The 18816-nt window shown below is 70.8% G+C and carries 16 protein-coding genes; 13 read left to right on the top strand and 3 right to left on the bottom strand.

From position 1 onward, the window contains the following. The first annotated feature begins 5 nt into the window (after positions 1–5). From ftsZ to QN206_04520, 4 genes are all read left to right on the top strand, one after another. Positions 6–1082, top strand: coding sequence for a cell division protein FtsZ (gene ftsZ / locus QN206_04535; protein MDR7614072.1), 1077 nt, complete (start codon positions 6–8; stop codon positions 1080–1082). Further along, a complete protein-coding gene (locus QN206_04530) occupies positions 1079–2206 on the top strand; it encodes a site-2 protease family protein (GenBank protein MDR7614071.1) in 1128 nt (375 codons plus the stop codon). The genes ftsZ and QN206_04530 overlap by 4 nt, the downstream gene beginning before the upstream one ends. Positions 2207–2359: 153 nt before the next feature. Then, complete coding sequence (nrdR, locus tag QN206_04525; protein ID MDR7614070.1) at positions 2360–2887, top strand: transcriptional regulator NrdR; 528 nt, start codon at positions 2360–2362, stop codon at positions 2885–2887. A gap of 29 nt (positions 2888–2916) precedes the next feature. Then, positions 2917–5331, top strand: a complete 2415-nt coding sequence (locus QN206_04520; GenBank protein ID MDR7614069.1) for an adenosylcobalamin-dependent ribonucleoside-diphosphate reductase — start codon at positions 2917–2919, stop codon at positions 5329–5331. Here the strand turns inward: QN206_04520 and mutY are convergent. Then, on the bottom strand, positions 5328–6356 hold the full coding sequence (mutY, locus tag QN206_04515; protein MDR7614068.1) for an A/G-specific adenine glycosylase: 1029 nt from the start codon (positions 6354–6356) through the stop codon (positions 5328–5330). The genes QN206_04520 and mutY overlap by 4 nt on opposite strands. Positions 6357–6466: 110 nt before the next feature. On the opposite strand from mutY, the gene QN206_04510 reads away from it, so the two are divergent. The 7 genes from QN206_04510 to QN206_04480 all read left to right on the top strand — a co-directional run bounded on the left by QN206_04510 (position 6467) and on the right by QN206_04480 (position 11657). Then, the gene (locus QN206_04510) at positions 6467–6916 is read left to right on the top strand and encodes a helix-turn-helix transcriptional regulator (protein ID MDR7614067.1); all 450 of its coding nucleotides are present in this window, start codon (positions 6467–6469) and stop codon (positions 6914–6916) included. Positions 6917–6942: 26 nt separating this feature from the next. Then, complete coding sequence (locus QN206_04505) at positions 6943–7236, top strand: ferredoxin family protein (protein MDR7614066.1); 294 nt, start codon at positions 6943–6945, stop codon at positions 7234–7236. Between the two features lie 79 nt (positions 7237–7315). Next, a complete protein-coding gene (gene pgeF / locus QN206_04500) occupies positions 7316–8071 on the top strand; it encodes a peptidoglycan editing factor PgeF (GenBank protein MDR7614065.1) in 756 nt (251 codons plus the stop codon). After that, positions 8068–8775 (top strand): YggS family pyridoxal phosphate-dependent enzyme, encoded by a 708-nt coding sequence (locus QN206_04495; GenBank protein MDR7614064.1) that lies wholly within the window; start codon positions 8068–8070, stop codon positions 8773–8775. The genes pgeF and QN206_04495 overlap by 4 nt, the downstream gene beginning before the upstream one ends. 68 nt (positions 8776–8843) lie before the next feature. Then, positions 8844–9239, top strand: coding sequence for a cell division protein SepF (locus QN206_04490; GenBank protein MDR7614063.1), 396 nt, complete (start codon positions 8844–8846; stop codon positions 9237–9239). Between the two features lie 8 nt (positions 9240–9247). Then, a complete protein-coding gene (gene mtnA, locus QN206_04485) occupies positions 9248–10297 on the top strand; it encodes an S-methyl-5-thioribose-1-phosphate isomerase (protein ID MDR7614062.1) in 1050 nt (349 codons plus the stop codon). Positions 10298–10301: 4 nt separating this feature from the next. Then, positions 10302–11657, top strand: a complete 1356-nt coding sequence (locus QN206_04480) for a glycosyltransferase family 2 protein (protein ID MDR7614061.1) — start codon at positions 10302–10304, stop codon at positions 11655–11657. Here QN206_04480 and thiI read toward each other — a convergent pair. Both thiI and QN206_04470 read right to left on the bottom strand, forming a co-directional pair. After that, positions 11654–12832: a tRNA uracil 4-sulfurtransferase ThiI gene (gene thiI / locus QN206_04475; protein MDR7614060.1), complete on the bottom strand. Its 1179-nt coding sequence runs from the start codon at positions 12830–12832 to the stop codon at positions 11654–11656. The two genes, QN206_04480 and thiI, sit on opposite strands and share 4 nt — an antisense overlap. Further along, positions 12820–13992, bottom strand: a complete 1173-nt coding sequence (locus tag QN206_04470) for a cysteine desulfurase family protein (protein MDR7614059.1) — start codon at positions 13990–13992, stop codon at positions 12820–12822. The genes thiI and QN206_04470 overlap by 13 nt, the downstream gene beginning before the upstream one ends. 82 nt (positions 13993–14074) lie before the next feature. Between QN206_04470 and QN206_04465 the strand changes: the two genes are divergently transcribed. Both QN206_04465 and smc read left to right on the top strand, forming a co-directional pair. Then, positions 14075–15244, top strand: coding sequence for a glycosyltransferase family 4 protein (locus tag QN206_04465; protein MDR7614058.1), 1170 nt, complete (start codon positions 14075–14077; stop codon positions 15242–15244). Between the two features lie 11 nt (positions 15245–15255). After that, complete coding sequence (smc, locus tag QN206_04460; GenBank protein ID MDR7614057.1) at positions 15256–18804, top strand: chromosome segregation protein SMC; 3549 nt, start codon at positions 15256–15258, stop codon at positions 18802–18804. The last annotated feature ends 12 nt before the right edge of the window (positions 18805–18816 follow it).

Genomic DNA, 18816 nt, shown 5'->3' with positions numbered 1-18816 from the left:
CGACCATGGCGAACCTGGACCGGGATCTGCGGCGTTTCGCATCCATCAAGGTGGTGGGCGTGGGCGGGGGCGGCAGCAACGCGGTGAACCGCATGATCGCCGCGGGCCTGCGGGGCGTGGAGTTCATCGCCGTCAACACGGACATCCAGGCCCTGGCCCTCTCGCAGGCGGAGCGGAAGATCCACATCGGCAGCAAGCTCACCCGTGGGCTGGGAGCCGGAGGGGATCCGGAGATCGGCCGCCAGGCCGCGGAGGAGAGCAAGGACGACCTGTACGACGCCCTGGAGGGTGCGGACATGGTGTTCGTCACCGCGGGGATGGGCGGGGGCACGGGGACGGGCGGAGCCCCCGTGGTGGCCCGCATCGCCCGGGAACTGGGGGCCCTGGTGATCGGGGTGGTCACCAAGCCCTTCTCCTTCGAGGGACGCCGGCGCGCGGCCACCGCGGAGGACGGAATCCGGCGCCTCAAGGAGCAGGTGAACACCCTCATCACCATCCCCAACGACCGCCTGCTGCAGATCATCGATCGCAAGGTGAGCCTCATCGAGGCCTTCCGGGTGGCGGACGACGTGCTCCGCCAGGGGGTCCAGGGGATCGCGGACCTCATCACGGTGCCGGGCCTTATCAACCTGGACTTCGCGGACGTGCGGGCGGTGATGTCGGAGGCCGGCAGCGCCCTCATCGGGATCGGCGTGGCCAGCGGGGAGGACCGGACGGTGCGGGCCGCCCAGGCGGCCATCAGCAGCCCCCTGCTGGAGACCTCCATGGACGGGGCCCGGGGGGTGCTCATGAACGTCACCGGCGGGCTGGACCTGGGACTGGTGGAGGTGAACGAGGCCGCCCAGATCATCGCCAAGACCGCGGATCCGGACGCCAACATCATCTTCGGCGCGGTCATCGACGAGGGCATGAGCGACGAGGTCCGCATCACCGTGATCGCCACGGGGTTCGAGGCCGCCCAGGTCCCGGCGCAGGAGCCGGCTCCAGCGCGGGAGGCCGCGCCCAAGCCGGAGCCGCAGCCCGTACGCCTCATCGACGATTACCTGGACATCCCCGCGTTCCTGCGCCGGCGCGGCTCATGACGTTCTCTCCGGACGACCTCGCCCTCCTCATTCACCGTTACTTCCCGGTGCGGGAGGCATGGGTGCAGGACGGGTACCCGGTGTTCGCGGTGCTCCCCACCCAGGACCTGGAGGAGCGGTTCGAGGCGCTGCGGGAGGCCCTCCGGCCGCACGGACAGATGCCGTTGCTGCGCCGTCGGGACGGAGCCGTGCTCCTCACCGTGGTTCCAAAACCGCATCCTCCGGGCGCCCGCATGGGGCTGCACGTGGCGCTCTTTCTGGCCACGGTGGCCACCACCTTCGCCACGGGCTACATCGGATCCCTCCGGTTCGCGGAGGTCCTGCAACGGGTGCCGGAGGCGGTGCTGCGGGCGGGGTATACCCCGGATCCCCTGCGGGACGGGCTCGTGTTCAGCGCGGCCCTGCTGGGGATCCTCCTGGTGCACGAGCTGGGGCACAAGCTGGCGGCCCGCATCCACGGGATCGACGCCAGCTGGCCGTATTTCATCCCCTTCCCGCCCGTGATCCTCGGACAGGTCTCCATCGGGACCATGGGGGCGGTGATCGTCACCCGGGAACCCGCTCCCAGCCGCAACGCCCTGTTCGACCTCGGGGCCAGCGGCCCGCTGGCCGGCCTGCTGGTGGCCATTCCCCTCCTGCTCTTGGGCCTGGATCGCACGGTGCTGTTGGATCTGAGGCAAATCCTGCCTCACCTGGGGGGTCTGCCGGCCTTCCCCTTCCCCTGGTCCGTGGCGCGCCTGCTGGAGTGGCGGTTCGGCGCGGGATCCGAGGTGGTGTACTACACGGATCCGCTCACGGACGCCGCGGTCATCGGGCTCTTCGTCACCGGCATCAACCTCCTCCCCGCCAGCATGCTGGACGGCGGGCACGCGGTGCGGGCCCTGCTGGGCCCCCGGTGGCACCGGGTGGCCTCCTACGCCGCGGTGGTGCTGTTGCTGCTGTTGGGCCTCATCCCCATGGCCATCCTGCTCCTCTTCCTCACCACCCGCGGGCACCCCGGGCCAGCCAACGACGTCTCTCCCCCAACCGCCTCCCGGATCGCCGTCGGCCTGCTGCTCCTTACGATCTTCCTCCTGGCCCTCCCCCTCGATTACTTCCTCCTTCCCCTCCGCCTCCTCCAGTAACGCACGAGGAGGCGTGCGACCTCGTGCGGAGGAGAAAACCCGCGGGATTTTGGGCCTTCGGAGGATTTTGACGGCTTGACCTGTTCCGCCTTCTGCCACAATATTTAGAGGTGGCCCCTGAACAGGATCTCTAAATCTAGGGGCAGGTGGGGGATGCGGTGTCCGTACTGCGGGTATGAGGACAGCCGGGTGCTGGACTCCCGCCCGGTGGAGGAGGGGAGTGCCGTCCGGCGGCGGCGGGAGTGCCCCCGGTGCGAGCGGCGGTTCACCACCTACGAGCGGGTGGAGGCGGCCCCCCTCATGGTGGTGAAGCGGGACGGTCGGCGGGAGCCCTTTGACCGCGGGAAGATCCTCGCGGGCCTGCTGAAGGCCAGGGGCAAGCGTCCCATCCCCATCGAGGCCCTGGAGGCCCTGGTGGCGGACGTGGAGCGGGTGGTGCGCCATCGGGGCGAGGCGGAGGTTCCGAGCAGCCTCATCGGGGAGCTGGTGATGGAGCGGCTGCGGTCCCTGGACGAGGTGGCCTACGTGCGGTTCGCCTCCGAGTACCGGCGGTTCTCGGATGCGGACAGCATCGTGGAGGAGGTGGCCCGGCTGCGGGCTCAGAAGGCACGGGAGGAGCTGCTGCGGCGCCAGATCCCTCTCCTGCCCGCCCCGGAGAACCAGAGCGACGGACGGTATTGAGGGGCACGTCACGAAAGGAGGAGGGCGCGATGACCATCGCCACGGAACCCAGGACCCTCTTCGAGGAGACCTTCCGATGGTTTGGGGGAGACGAGCTGCGTGCCCGGGTGTTCCTGGACAAGTACGCCCTGCGGGATGGAGGGGGGCGGATCCTGGAGCGCACCCCGCCGGAGATGTGGAACCGGGTGGCGCGGGAGATCGCCTCCGCGGAGCCCACGGAGGCCCTGCGCCGGGAGTGGGAGGAGAAGTTCCGGTGGCTGCTGGAGGACTTCCGGATGGTGCCCGGAGGCCGCATCCTCTTCGCCGCCGGAAACCCCCGCCGCAGCACCGCCAGCAACTGCTACGTCATCCCCATCCGGGGCGATTCCCTGGAGGACATCTTCGAGTGGTGCAAGGAGGCGGCCCGCACCTACTCCCTGGGCGGTGGGGTGGGCGGGGACATCAGCGTGCTGCGGCCCCGCGGCAGCCCCGTGAACAACGCGGCCCTCACCAGCACCGGTGCCGTGAGCTTCATGGAGCTCATGTCCACCACCACCGGCACCATCGGGCAGGCGGGGCGTCGGGGGGCCCTCATGATCACCATCGCCAACGACCATCCGGATGTGCTGGAGTTCTGCCGGGTCAAGCGCAACCTGGATCGGGTGCGTTATGCCAACATCAGCGTCCGGATCCACGACGACTTCATGCGGGCCGTGGAACGCGACGGGGAGTACGTCCTGCGCTTCCGCAACGAGAAGGCCCACGTGGAGCGTCCCATCCGTGCCCGGGATCTGTGGCGGGAACTCGTGGAGGGAGCCTGGGGGTGGGCGGAGCCCGGGGTCATCTTCTGGGACACGGTCAAGCGCTACTCCACGAGCGAGTACAACGGGATGGAGGTCCTCACCACCAACCCGTGCAGCGAGATTCCGCTCGAGGCGTACGGGTCCTGCAACCTGGCGAACGTGAACTTGGCGAGGTTCGTCCTGGACCCCTTCACGGACCGGGCCCGGGTGGACGAGGAGGGGCTGCTGCGGGCGGTGCGGTACACCGTGCGGTTCCTGGACGACGTCCTGGACTACAACATGGACCGGCATCCCCTGCCGCAGCAGCGGGAAGCGAGCCGGAGGGCCCGCCGGATCGGGGTGGGATTCACGGGACTTGGGGACATGCTGGCGCAGCTGCGGCTGCGGTACGACACGGAGGAGGCCATCGCCTTCGTGGACCGGCTCTTCCAGCGCATCAAGGACGCCGCCTACGAAGCCTCCGCGGAGTTGAGCCGGGAGAAGGGTCCGTTCCCCGCCTTTGACCCGGACCGGCACTTCTACCGGGACGGGACGCTGCATCCGTTCCTCGCCACCCTGAGCCCGGAAGTGCTCGCCAAGTGCCGGACTTGGGGGCTGCGGAACGTGGCCCTGCTCACGGTCCCGCCCGTGGGAAGCGGCGCGGCCCTCGCGGGGGTCACGAGCGGGATCGAGCCCATCTACGACCTCTTCTACCTGCGGCGCAGCGAATCCCTGAGCCAGCGGGAGTTCAAGGTCTATCACCCGCTTGTCAAGCAGTACATGGACGAGTTCGGAGTGGACGAGGAGCACCTGCCGGACTACTTCACCACCGCCCACCGGATCCGGCCAGAGATGCGGGTGCGGATGCAGGCCACGATCCAGAAGCACGTTGACCACAGCATCAGTTCCACGGTGAACCTGCCCCGTGAGGCCACGGTGGAGGACGTGGAGCGCGTCTACTTCCTCGCGTGGAAGCTCGGGTGCAAGGGGATCACCGTGTACCGGGAAGGGAGCCGGGAGGACATCCTCCGGAGCCTGAGCGGGGAGAAGCAACCGGACAACGACGCGGCACGGTCCGCTCCCTCCCGGGCCGAGCGGGCCCCGGAGGCCGGGCGCGGGGCCGTGGCGGTGCGGGCCCGGCCCAAGGTCACCCAGGGCCGCACGGAGCGCATCGAGACACCCCGGGGGAGGGTGTACGTGACGGTGAACGAGGACGAGCTGGGGGTGTGCGAGGTGTTCGTGGAGTCCCTGGACGTGGAAGCGGAGGCCATCGGCCGGCTGAGCTCCTTGGCCCTGCGGGCCGGGGTGGACGCCCGGGAGGTCATCGAGCAGCTGTGGCGGGTGCAGTCCAAGGAGGCGGTGATCGACCGCAGCAGCGACGGCACGCCCGTGCGGGTGAGCACCATCGCCCAGGCGGTGGCCCTGGCCCTGGGCCGGACCCTGTACGGGGAGGCCTTTCGTCCCGATCGGGAGTTCCCGCGCGCGGCAGTTCTCCCCGAGCCGGTGCCGCGCGCCCGCCAGGAGCGGCTGCGCTTCGCTCCCGCGCAGCCGCTCCCCCCTGTAGGGGCCGCGAACGGCACCGTGCCCCTGGAGTTCGCGGGCATCTGCCCGGACTGCGGGGAAACCCTCGTGTACGAGAACGGGTGCGCGGTCTGCCGCGGGTGCGGGTACTCGAAGTGCTAGGTCCTGAGCCGTTCGAGGATCCTCCGGGTCGGGACGGGAACCGGGACACCCGGCGAGCGGGGGGAGACGAAGCGCCCTACCGCGGGCCGGGCGCTTGGGATGGCTTCTACCGCGCGGAAGGTGGCCAGGAAGTGGGTGAAGCCGTGTTGTAGGACGGCGAAGGGCCTACCCGTGCGGCGCCGCAGGCGGACCCCCAAAACACGCTCGAGCCTTTGCCGGGCCTGCCTCCACGTCCGGGCCTCCACCTGTGGGAGAATCCACAGCCCGCCCCACAACCCCCTCGGGGGCTGGCGCACCAGCAGCACCCGACCCGCGGGGTCCCGCACGAGGACCGCCACGAAGTGGCGGTGGGGCTTGGGGCGCTTCGCCGGCCGGGCGGGGATGTGCTCCCAAAGCCCGTGGGCCGCGGCCGCGCACCACCTCCACACCGGACACGCCTCGCACCGGGGAGACCGGGCTAGGCACACCGTGGCTCCCAGGTCCATGAGGGCCTGGTTAAACTCCCCGGCCCGGCCCCGGGGGAGCAGGGCCTCCAGGCCCGCGCGGATGCGCTGGCGGGCGGAGGGGTCATCCAACGGCCGGCGGATGCCCAGTAGTCTCGCCCCGACCCGCAGTCCGTTGCCGTCCAGGGCCAGCACGTCTTGGCCGAAGGCGATGCTCGCGATGGCGGCCGCGGTGTAGGGACCTACCCCCGGTAACTTCATCCACCCCTCCGCGGTGGTGGGGAATCCCCCCTGCTCCGTCACCAGACGGGCGGCCCGGTGGAGGTGACGGGCTCGGGCGTAGTACCCCAATCCCTCCCACACCCGCAGGACCTCCTCCCCCTGTGCCGCGGCCAGGGACTCCACCGTGGGGAAGGCCTGGAGGAACCGGTGGTAGTAAGGAATAGCCACCTCCACCCGGGTCTGCTGCAAGAGGACCTCCGCCACCCAGATGGCGTAGGGGTCTCGGGTGGCCCTCCAGGGGAGCGGGCGCGCACTCCGGACGTACCAGGCCAGCAGCGCGCGAGAGAAACCGGTATCCATCGAGGATGTCATTCCCGGCAAACGCACCAGTTCCTCTGGTTGTTCCAAATCTGGAACATCTGGCGGTTGAAATCCGGGAGAATCCCCGCGTAAACTGGGGAGGGTGTTCCATGGTAGGAACAAGTGACCCGGCGGAGTCCAGGGAGCGGGCCCGGGCGTTCGGCAACTACATCCGGTCCCTGCGGCAGAACTTCTACGGCCGCGGCAAGGGCAAGAGCCTGCGGCAGCTCAGTGAGGAGACCGGGATCCCCCTGAGTGTGCTCTCCCGGGGAGAGCGGGGCCTCCAGGACCTCCGCAAGCCATGGTACATCGAGCGGTTGGCCCCTGCCCTGGGGGTTCGGCCCTCCGTGATGAAGCGGGTGGCGGCCCTGGTGACGCCCATGGACGTGGTGGAGCTGCGCAGTGCCCGGCCGGAGCCTGCGAGTCCGGTCCTATGGGCCCGTCTCCAGGCGAATCTCGAGAAGCTGCGGCCGGCCCCCGCGGACGTGGTGGAGGCCCTGCTCCTGTACGTGGAGTTCCTGGTGGATCGGGTACAGCGTGGCGAGCGCAAGGCGGTCTAGCCCAAACCCCATCGGAGGAGGGACCTATGGCGTACGTGATCGCGGAACCCTGCATCGGGACGAAGGACCGGTCCTGCGTGGAGGTGTGCCCGGTGGACTGCATCCACCCGCGGGCGGAGGAGGACCAGGGCGAGATCATGCTGTACATCAATCCCGACGAGTGCATCGACTGCGGCGCCTGCGAACCCGTCTGCCCCGTCCAGGCCATCTTCGCGGAGGCGGATGTACCCGAGCAGTGGAAGGAGTACGTGGAGATGAACGCGGACTACTACCGGCTGAGCCGGGAGGAGTTCGCGGAGAAGTGGGGCCGGGAACCGTAGGTCCGGGCCACGAACGGTGCACACGGGGCGCGGGAGGGGACTTCCCTCCCGCGCCCGTTTCCGTGCACGGATGGATCCCATGCCCTTCGGACCCGACTTCGAGCCCGTGGAGGTAGAGGGGCTGTGGTGCCTGCGGTCCAGGCGGCTCCAGGGTGTGGCCCGGGTCCGGCATGCCTTTACCACCCGCCGGGCCCGCATGGGATCTTCCGATCCCCTGGCGGACCCCACCTTCCGGGCCCGCTTGCTCGCGGCGTTGGGATTCGATCCACAACGGGCCGTAGCGGTCACCCAACGGCATACCGCCCGGGCGGTAGTGGCGGAGAGGGCTGACGCAGGAAGGCAGCTGGGCGTGGCGGACGCGGTGGTGACGGCAGAACCCGGCCTGGTGCTGAGCGTTCGGACCAGCGACTGCCTCCCCGTCCTCCTCGTGGATCCGGAGGCGGGGGTGGTGGCGGCCGCACACGCGGGATGGCGGGGGCTGGCAAGAGGGATCCTGGCCCGGGTGGTGGAGGTCATGGTGGCCCGGGGGGCCCGGGCCGACCGCATCACCGCGGTGGGGGGGCCTTCCGTGGGCCCTTGCTGCTACGAGGTGGACGGGCCCGTGGTGGAGGCCCTAAAGCGCTGGGCGGAAGGGGCCCTTCTGCCCACCCGTCCCGGCCACTGGAAGTTGGACCTTCGGGCGGTGGCCCGCGTGCAGCTCCGGGATGTCGGGGTATCCTGGCACCGGATGAGCTTCTGTCCCGCCTGCACCGCGTGTCACGGGGAGTGGTTCTTCTCGTACCGGCGGGACGGGCGGGTGGGTCGGATGGAGGGTCTCATCGCCCTGGAGCCGTGACCGTGGGCGCGATCGGGCTAGATCTGGTGCGGCACAACCTCGAGGCGGTGCGGTTGCGCCTCGCCGCCGCCTGCGCCCGGTCGGGCCGGGATCCCGCCTCCGTGCGGGTGGTGGCCGTGACCAAGGGGTTCCCCGCGGAGGTGGTGGTGGCCGCGGTGCAGGCGGGATTGACGGACCTCGGGGAGAACTACGTGCAGGAAGCCCGGGAGAAAATCCGGGCGGTTCCGGAGGCCACCTGGCACCTGGTGGGGCACCTGCAGCGGAACAAGGCCCGGGAGGCGGTCCGGTTGTTCCCGTGGATCCACTCCCTGGACTCCGAGGCCCTCGCGGAGGAGCTGGATCGCAGGGCCGCACAGCACGACCGCGCCCTCCAGGTGCTTATCCAGGTAAACGTAGCGGGGGAGGCCCAAAAGCACGGGGTCCCGCCCGAGGAGGCCATCCGGCTTGCCCAAGCCGTGCTGCGGCTTCGGAGGCTGCGGCTGCGGGGACTCATGACCATCGCTCCCCTCACCCCCCACCCGGAGGAGGTCCGGTGGGTGTTCCGGACGCTGCGGACCCTGCGGGACGACCTCGCGCACCGCCTGGGCTTTCCCCTCCCGGAGCTCTCCATGGGGATGACGGACGACTTCGAGGTGGCGGTGGAGGAGGGAGCCACCATGGTGCGCCTGGGCCGGGCCCTCTTCGGAGAACGGCCCGGCCGGTGAAGGGATGGAGGGGGTCAGGGGCGAATACCCAGGGGACCAGGGAAAGCGGGGTGGAAGGCATGGGAGCCATGGCGCGCCTGATGCAGTTCCTGGGTTTCGATGAGGAGCCGGAGGAGGAAGAACCGCTCGTCGAGGAGGAACCCCGGCGCCGCAGGACCCCCATCCTCAGCCTGCACACGAACCGGCAGATGGAGATCGTGGTCCTGGAGCCCAAGAGCCTGGAGGAAGCCCGGGGGGCCGCGGACTGTCTCAAGCACCGGCGCCCCGTGATCGTGAACCTCCGGGACGTGGAGCGGGAGACGGCGCAGCGGATCGTGGACTTCCTCTGCGGAGTGGACTATGCCCTGGACGGGCATCTCCAGCAGGTGGGGGAGGAGATCTTCCTGTTCGCGCCCAGCCACGTGGTGATCACGGCTCCTTCCGCCAACCCGCCGCGCGCCACCGGTCCCCTCTTCCCCGTTTAGGCGTGCGGATGCCGCTTCGCAGCATCGCCTGGCAAGCGGATGCCCTGGAGGTCCTGGACCAGACCCGCCTCCCGCATGAGGTGCGGGTGCTGCGGTTGCGGGATTGGCGGGAGGTGGTGGAGGCCATCCGCGAGATGCGGGTGCGGGGCGCTCCCGCCATCGGGGCCGCGGGTGCATACGCCTTGGCCCTCGCGGCCCGGCAGGCTGCCGCGGACCCGGACTCCTTCGAGGTCCGGCTCCATCAGGCCGCGGAGGAGATCCGGAAGGCCCGGCCCACCGCGGTGAACCTGCAGGGGGCGGTGGACCGGCTGATGCGGTGCCTGGATCCCCGCAGGGACCCATGGGCAAACGCGGAGGCGTTGCTCCGGGAGGCCCACCGGATCCTGGAGGAGGAGGCGGAGGCGAACCGCCGCCTGAGTCTCCTCGGGGCCGCGCAGATCCGGCCCGGGGAGCGCATCCTCACGCTCTGCAACACCGGAGCCCTGGCCACGGCGGGCATGGGCACCGCCCTCGGTATCCTCCGGGCGGCTCACGCCTCCGGCAAGGGCATCCACGTGTACGTGTGTGAGACCCGCCCGGTGCTGCAGGGCGCTCGGCTCACCGCCTGGGAGCTGCTGCAGGAGGGGATCCCCTTTCACCTCCTCCCGGACGCGGCCGCGGGGTGGCTCATGGCGCGGGGGATGGTGGATCGGGTGATCGTGGGGGCGGACCGGATCGCGGCGAACGGGGACGTGGCGAACAAGATCGGTACCTACACCCTCGCGGTTCTGAGCCGGCACCACGGGATTCCCTTCTGGGTGGCGGCGCCGAGTTCCACCGTCGACCTCGCCACACCCAACGGGGCCGCCATCCCCATCGAGTCCCGGGATCCCCGGGAAGTCACCCACCTCGGGGGAATTCCCGTGGCGCCGGAGGGGACCCCCGTCCTCAACGACGCCTTCGACGTGACGCCCGCGGAGCTGGTGAGCGCCATCGTCACGGACGCGGGCATCGCGACCCCGCCCTACGAGGAATCCCTGCGGCGCCTGGTGGGAGCGGCCCAACCCCTGCAGGTCTAGGGCCATGCGGACCCGGCGGCCGGAGGCGCTTCTCTGGGTGGTGGGGGGAGGGGCCGTGTGGGTCGCCCTCCTCCTCTACAGCGTCCGCACCCACGACATCCGCTGGCTGCAGGTGGTGCTCCTTGTCTATTCCCTCTACGGCGTGTGCATGCACCTCCTGGGGACCTTGGCCCGCTTCCGGCCCCGTTGTGCACCCCCTGCGGACCGCCTTCCCTTCGTCACCGTGCTCATCCCCGCCCGCAACGAGGCGAGGGTGATCGGCCGCAGCGTGCGGAGCAGCTGCTCCCTCCGCTACCACGACGCCCAGGGGAGGCCCCGGTTCGAGGTGATCGTGCTGGACGATGGGTCCACGGACGGGACCTCGGAGGTGGTGCGGGCGCTCCAGGATACCCTCCCCGTGGTGCCCCGGGTGGTGCGGGTCCCGGAGGGCGAAGGGGGCCGGAAGGCATCGGTTCTGAACGTGGGGATGCGGCACGCACGCGGGGAGCTCGTGGCGGTGTTCGACGCGGACGCCCGGATCCACCCGGAGTTCTTGCGGCGGGCGGTTCCGTACCTCCTGGAGCCGGGGGTGGCGGGGGTGCAGGGCCGGCGCCTCTTCTACCATCCCGTGCGCACGCTCCTGAGCCGGGGCCAGGAGGTGGAGTTCCGGGTGTTCCACACCCTCATGCAGCGGGCCCGGGAACACTTCGGCGCGTGCGTGCTCCTGGGCGGGAACGGCATGTTGGTGAACCGCCGGGCCCTGCTGGCCCTGGGCGGATGGAACCCCCTCGCTCTCACGGAGGACACGGACCTTGCCATCCGGTTCTGGGCCGCGGGCTGGAGGGTACGGTACTGCGAGGAGGCGGTGGTGTGGGAGGAGTCCGTGCCCGGTTGGTGGGACCTCGTCCGCCAGCGCACCCGCTGGTCCGAGGGAGCCCTCATGGCCCTGGGCGACTACTTCCTCAGGATCCTTCTGGGGCGCACCACCCTTTTTCAGAAGCTGGATCTGGTGTTCTTCCTCACGGGCACCGTGGCGATCCCCGCGGCCATCTTCGCGAGCTACGTGTACGGCACCGTCCTGTTCCTGCGGAACCTGCTGGAGCCCCTGTACCTCCTGCCCATCGGCCGCGCCCTCGCGCCCGAGCTCACCAACGCGGCCTTCTTCCTGTTCACCGGAGCCCTCGCCACCGCCATCGGGGCCCAGATGGGCTTCCGCCCGCTCCGGGTGGCGGGGGCCCTGCTGAGCTACCTCCTCATGGGATCGCACCAGATGCTGACGGCTCCCCTGGCCCTCCTCCGGTACGCCAGGGACACCCTTACGGGGCAGGGGGAGTGGCTGAAGACGGAGCATCGGGGCGCGCCCCGGCCGGAGGCCGTTTAGTTCACGGAGACGGGCTCCGGGGAAGGGATCTCCTCCACCCCCGCCACTACGCGTTCCACGAGGTCCTCCACGGGAAGGACACGCTCCGCCGCCTCCACCTCCTCCAGGGAAGGCCGGGTGCGGGGATGGCGGGGCACGAAAAGGGTGCAGCAGTCCTCGTAGGGCAAGAGGGAGAGCTCGTAGGTGCCGATGCGCTGGGCCAGGGCCACGATCTCCTGCTTGTCCATCCCTACCAGCGGCCGCAGCACCGGCAGGCGCGTCACGGCCTCGATCACGTGCAGGGCCTCCACGGTCTGGCTCGCCACCTGTCCCAGGTTCTCCCCGGTCACCAGGGCCCGGGCGCCCGCGGCATCCGCCATCCGCTCCGCCACCCGCATCATCATGCGCCGCATCACCAGGGTCCACAGGGGCTCCGGGACGGACTGCCCGATGGCCCGCTGCACCTCCGCAAAGGGTGCCACGCGGAGCCGCAAAGGGCCCGTCCACGTCTCGAGCCGCCGCACGATGCTCACCACCTTCTCCTTCGACCGCTCGCTCGTGAAGGGGAAGGCGTGGAAGTGGAGGGGGAGGATCTCCATTCCCCGCCGGGCCATCATCCAAAGGGCCACGGGGCTGTCAATCCCGCCCGAGAGCAGCCCCACCGCACGGCCTCCGCTCCCCACGGGGAGACCCCCGGGGCCTGGATGCGTCCGGGTGTACACGTACGCCCGCTTCCGCACCTCCACACACACCTCGATCTCCGGATCCTTCATGCGGGCCACCAGCCCGGGAAACCGCCGGAGGAGCACCGCCCCCAGGTGCCGCTCCAGGTCCACGGAGCGCATGGGGAAGCGGGGATCCCCGCGGCGGGCGCTGACCCGGAAGGTGGCCGTGGCGGCCTCCCCCAGGGCCCGGCGTGTGACCTCCACCGCAGCCTCCTCGATGGCCTGTAGTTCCCCGGGGACCTCCAGGGCAGGGCTCGCGGAGACCACCCCGAAGGTGCGGGTGATGCGGACGATGGCCTCCTCGCGGTCCCGCACGGCCCGCACCACGAACCGGTCGAATCGGTTCTCCACCTCCGCGTCCAGATCCGCCAGGCGCGCCCGGAGGTTGCGCTCCAGGTGCCGCAAGAAGAAACCTCGGTTGCGGCCCTTGAGGCCGATCTCCCCGTACCGGACCAGGATCACTTCCTCCATGCTCCCCGCCGCACCGGCTGCGGCCGCAGATCCTCCACCGCCCGGCGGATGGCTTCCGCCGCCGCGCGGACCTCGTCCTCCGAGGTCTGGGGCCCCAGGCTCACGCGGACGCTGCTCATGGCCTCTTCCTCCGTGCGTCCCATGGCGAGCAGCACGTGGCTGGGACGGGCCTTCCGGGAATGGCACGCGGATCCCGTGCTCACGTACACCCCCTCCTGCTCCAGGCGGTGCACGAGGACCTCTCCTCGCACGCCCGACACCGCGAAGTTCAGGATGTGGGGGGCGATGTCGTGGTCCGGCGTGTTCCACACCACGTCGGGGAGATCCGAGAGGAGTTCCCGCAGCAGGTCCCGAAGGCTCCGCATGCGCTCCGCGTCCTGCCGCCACGTGCCAAGCTGGACCCGCACCGCGGCTCCGAATCCCGCAATCCCCGGGACGTTTTCCGTGCCGGGCCGCAGGCCCCGCTCCTGGTCCCCCCCTGCCAGCAGGGGGGCAAGCCGCACCCCCTTTCGCACGTACAGGGCCCCGATCCCCTTGGGGCCGCCCACCTTGTGTCCCGAGAGGCTCACGAGATCGAACCGCTGGATCCTGGGCCGCACCTCCACCTTAAAAAGCCCCTGAACCGCATCCACGTGCAGGAGCGGCCGGCGGCCGGATCGCGTCTCCACGTGGTCCAGGATCCGCACCACCTCTGCCAGGGGCTGGATCGTCCCCACCTCGTTGTTCACCAGCATCACGCTCACCAGGCTCGTGCCCGGTCCTACGAGCTCCTCCAGCACGTCGCATCGCAAGAACCCCTCCCGGTCCACGGGCACCACGTCCACCTGCACTCCCCCCTCCCGCATGCGGTGAGCGACCTCCAGCACCGAGGAGTGCTCCACCGCGCTCACCACCACGTGGGGATCCCGCCGGTTTCGGGCGACGCCCCACAGGGCCAGGTTGTTGGCCTCCGTGGCCCCGGAGGTAAACACCACCTCCCCCGCATCCACTCCCAGGGCCTCGGCGAGGAGCGTCCGGGCTTCCTGCACGAGGCGCTCCGCCTCCAGCCCCATCCGGTGGAGGGAGGAGGGATTCCCCCACCGCTCCACCAAGGCCCGGCGCACCGCCTCCACCGCCTGCGGGAGCGGCCTCGTGGTGGCGCTGTGATCCAGGTAGATCATCCCGACCTCCCGTAGTCTACCCGATGTCCGCCCCCTCCAACGAGGCACGGGAGACGGGCATTCCTCGGCTAGACTGTAGGGCGTGAAGGTGGCCCTGTTCAGCGACTCGTACCGGCCCCGGCTGAGCGGGGTGGTGCACTCCGTGGCGGCCCTGGTGCGGGGCCTGCGGCGTCGGGGGATCCGCGCGCACCTCTTCGCGCCCGCCTATCCCGGCTATCGGGACTCAGAACCGGACGTGCACCGCCTCCGGTCCCTCCACCTCCCCCAGTACCCCGATTTCCCGCTGCTCGTGCCCGTCCAGCCGGGGGTGATGGGACACATCCGGGCCATCGCGCCGGAGGTGGTGCACGTGCACTCCCCTTTCCTCGCGGGCCGCCTGGGGTTGAACGCCGCCCGGGCCCTTCGCGTGCCCGTGGTCTTTACCCACCACACCCTCTACGCCGAGTACGTGCACTACGTCCCCTGGGTCCCGCCTCCCGTGGCCGCCTGGTTCGTGCGGACCCACGTGGTCCGGTTCTGCAACCGCTGTGACGCGGTCATCGCCCCTTCCCGGGCCGTATTGGACCTCCTGCGGGCGCAGGGGGTCAGGAGCCGGATCGAGGTGATCCCCACCGCGGCCCTGGACCTTGAGGGCATCGCCCGGATCCCGCCCGCGGACCGGCGGGCGCTCGGGATCCCCCAGGACCGGATCCTGCTGGTGTACGTGGGCCGGCTGGCCCGGGAAAAGGGCCTGGACCTGCTCCTGGAGGCGTTCGCACGGGCCTGCAGAAGCCGCCCCTTGCACCTGCTCCTCGTCGGCCACGGCCCTGAGCGCGCGGGGCTCGAGCGCAGGGCACGTGAGGCGGGGGTCTGGGACCGGGTGACCTTTGCGGGTGCCCTCCCGCACCCCGAGGCCCTGGCCTGGATGAAGGCTTCGGACGTCTTCGTGTTCGCCTCCCGGACGGAGACCCAGGGACTGGCGGTGGTGGAGGCCATGGCGTGCGGGCTGCCGGTGGCCGCGGTGGAGGCCACGGGGACCAGCGAGACCGTGACCCACGGTCGAACCGGTCTGCTCGTGGATCCGGATCCGGAGGCGCTGGCGGGGGCAGTGGTGCGGCTCGCGGACCAGCCGGATCTCCGGCGCAGGATGGGAGAGCAGGCCCGGAACGTGGCCCGCAACTGGTCCGAGGCCGCTCAAGCGGAACGGGTGCTGGCCCTGTATCGGTCCGTACGGGAGGGGCAGGGGCGAGGGGGGCGAAACCATTCGCCTTAGGGGAGGTTCGGATGTACCTCAAGCGCCTGGAGCTGGTGGGGTTCAAGACCTTTGCGGACCGCACGGAGCTGGAGTTCGGTCCTGGGATCACCGCCATCGTGGGCCCCAACGGGGCCGGGAAGAGCAACCTCTTCGATGCCATCCGGTGGGTGCTCGGGGAGACCTCCCACCGGGCCCTCCGAACCCACCGCACGGAGGACGTGATCTTCGCGGGAACTAGCACCCGCCGGCCCCATGGCATCGCGCAGGTGGAGCTCACCCTGGACAACACGAGCGGGATCCTGCCCCTGGAGTTCTCCGAAGTCACCGTGGTCCGCCGGGCCACCCGGGCCTCCGAGAGCGAGTTTTTCGTGAACCGGATCCCTTACCGGATGCGGGATGTTCAGGCCTTGTTTTTGGGTACGGGGCTCGGCGGCCGCTCGTACGCCATGATCGCCCAGGGCGAGGTGGAGGCCGTCCTGGACGCCTCCCCCCAGGAGCGGCGGGCGTGGCTGCTGGAGGCCGCGGGGATCGCCCGCTACCAGCGCCGGCAGCGGGAATCTGAACGGCGGCTGCGGCAGGCTCAGGAGAACCTGGAGCGGTTGCGGGATCTCCTGCAGGAGCTCGGGGCCCAAGAAGCCTCCCTGGCGGACCAGGCGGAGGCCGCAAACCGGTATCGGGCGTGCGAGCGGGAGCTAAAGGAGGTGGAGCTCCTGCTGCACGTGGAGGCGGCCCGGCGCTTGGCCGCTCAGCTCCAGCGTCTTGAGGCCCAGCACGAGGCCGTCCGGGGCCGGCACGCGGAGGCGGAAGAGCGGGCGCAGGCCGTGGATTGCGCCCTCCGGGAGAAACGACAGCGCACGGAGGCCGCGGCAGCCCTCTTGGAGGCGGCACAGCGGGAGCTCCTCTCGGCGGTGGAGGCGGCCCGGGCGTGCGAGGCCCGCCTCCAGCTCCTGGCCGAGCGGCTCCGGACCCGGAGAGAGCGGGAATTGCGGCTTGAGGCAGAGGCCACGCGCCTTGCGGGGGAGCTTGCGGCCCTCCGCGAGACGATAGAGGCCCTTCAGGCTCAGCGGGCGACCGTGGAGGTTGAGGTCACCTCGACGGCCAAGGCGGAGGCGGAGGCCCGGGCCCGGGTGGAGGAGCGTGCGGAGGAGGTGAGGATCCATCGGGAGGAGGTGGAGCGGTTGCGGGCGGACCTCGTGGAGCTGGAGCACGCCCGGGCCCAGACCCAAGCCCAGCTCGCCGCGGCCCGCAGCCGCCTCCAAGGCTTACATGCCCAGCGGCATCGCCTCCAGGAGCGCCTGGAGCGCGTCCAGGAGGAGGGCCGGGCATTACAGGCGCAGCAGGAGGCTCTGGAGGCCCAGGTAAGCCAAGGCGTTGCTCAGATGGAGGCGCTGGGCGAGCGGGTGGAAGCCCTCCGGGCGCAGATCCAGCAGGTGGAGGCGGAGGTGGAGCGGGTCCGGGCCGAGGAGCGGGAGGTGGAACTGGACCGGTCGGCCCGTCTCGAACGGCTCCGGTACCTGGAGGAGGCGCAGGCGAGTCTGGTGGGTTACGAGCAGGGCGCCCGGGAGGTCCTGCTGGCGCGGACCCACTCCCCGGAGCTTCGGGGGGTTCGGGGAGCCCTCGTGGACTTCCTGGAGGTGGAGACCCCGCACCGGCGTGCGGTGGAGGCGGCCCTGGGTCCCGCCCTCTTCGGGCTCCTCGCGGACTCCCTGGAATCCGCCCGCGCGGCTCTCCGGTGGCTAGAGGACCGGGCGGGCGGGGTGCGCTTTTTCGTCCCTGAGCTCCTCCGTATCCCCTCGAACGGCTCTTCCCCACCGGATGGCGCGATCCCGGCCCCGGAGCTGGTGCGTTGCCCCCCGCAAGTGGCGCCCTTCGTGGCCGCGGCCCTGGCGGATACCTGGGTGGTCCGGGATCTGGAGGCCGCCCTCGCCCTGCGGGCCCAGGGGGTTTCGGGTCGTCTGGTCACCCTGGCGGGCGAGGTCCTGAGCCCGGAGGGGCTGCTCGCCACCGGAGGGGTGAGTCCCGACCATCCCTTGGGGCGTGCTCAGGAGCTGGAGAGCCTCCGGGCCACCCTCGCGATCCTGGACGCCCGCAGGCAGGAGCTCCAAGAGCGTCGGCGATCCCTCGAGCGGCACCTGGAGGCCCTGCGGGCCGAGCTCCACGGGATCACCCAGACCCTCCGGACCTGGGAGATCCGGCTGGCGGAGCTGCGCCGCGCGCTGCTGGCGGTGGAGGAGGATCGAACCCGCAGGGGCTCAATGGAGGCCGAACTCCGGGCGGAACTCGAAGCCGTGGAGTCCGAGGCCCACGCGCGAGCGGGTGTCCTCGAGCGCGCCGAGGCGGATCTCACGTCCGTGGAAGCGGAGCTGGAACGGGTGCGGGCCGCGTTCCAGACGGCCCGGGAGGCCCTGGACGAGCGGGAGCGGGCCCTGGAAGCCGCCCGGGCGGAGCACACGAGGCTCCGCGTGAACCTGGTGGAGCTCCAGGCCCTGCGGGAGACCCTGCATCACCGGGTGGAGGACGGGGAGCAGACGCGCAGGCTGCTGGAGGAGCGCTTGGCCGCGGTGCAGGCGGAGCGGGCGGCGCTCTCAGAGGAGGCGGATCACCTGGCCCGGGAGCAGGCAGAGGCCCAGAGGGCCCTCGAGAGCTTGCGGGCGCGGGAGGAGGCGCTGCGGGGAGAGATCCAGGCGGCCGCGCAGGAACGGGAGCGCGCCTCAGAGGAGGTCCAGGCGCTCGTGGCCGCGAGCGAGGCGGCCTGGAGGGAGGTCCGGGGCTCAACGGAAGCCTTGCACCGGATCGCGCTGCGCAGGGCGCAGGTGGAGGCTGAGCACAGAGCTCTGGCGGAGCGGGTGGCGGAGGCGTTCGGGGTAGAGCTCTCGGCCGCGGAGGAGGCCGCTCCCCAGGAGCTTCCACGCGAGGAGCTCGTACGGCGGGCCGAGGAGCTGCGTGCCCAGTTGGAAGCCCTGGGACCGGTGAATCTCCGGGCCGTGGAGGAACACGGGCGTCTGCGCGAGCGCCTGGAGAAGCTGCGGGCGCAGGTGGAGGACATCGAGCGGGCCCGGGCGCTTTTGCGGGAGGAGATGGAGCGGCTGGGTCGGGTCCTGGACGCGCGCTTCCGCTCAACCCTCCAAGCGGTGAACGGGGCGCTTGCGGATTGCTTCCGGCGCCTGTTCGGGGGAGGGAACGCCTCCCTGGAGCGGGTGGTGGACGAGGACGGGGAGGAGGGGATCGAGATCCAGGTGCAGGTGCCCGGCAAGAAGGTTCGGGATCTGGGGGCCCTCTCGGGCGGGGAGCGGGCCATGACGGCCCTCGCCCTCATCTTCGCCCTCCTGCGGGTGCACCCGAGCCCCTTCTGCGTCTTCGACGAGGTGGAGGCGGCCCTGGACGACGAGAACACCCGACGTCTCACGGCCCTGCTGCGGGAGCTCGCAGAGCGCAGCCAGGTCATCATCATCACCCACAACAAGGCCACCATGGAGGCCGCGGACGTCCTCTACGGGGTCACCATGGAGGAACCCGGGATCTCCCGCATCGTCTCCGTGCGGATGGTGGGACGCGAGCAGGAGGTCGCATCCCGTTAGCCCGGCCCTTTC

It is taken from the genome of Armatimonadota bacterium, from assembly GCA_031460175.1.
Taxonomy (GTDB): Bacteria; Sysuimicrobiota; Sysuimicrobiia; order Sysuimicrobiales; family Sysuimicrobiaceae; genus Sysuimicrobium; species Sysuimicrobium tengchongense.
The sequence above is the reverse complement of the archived record's forward strand: the minus strand, read 5'-3'. Positions and strand labels throughout refer to the sequence as shown.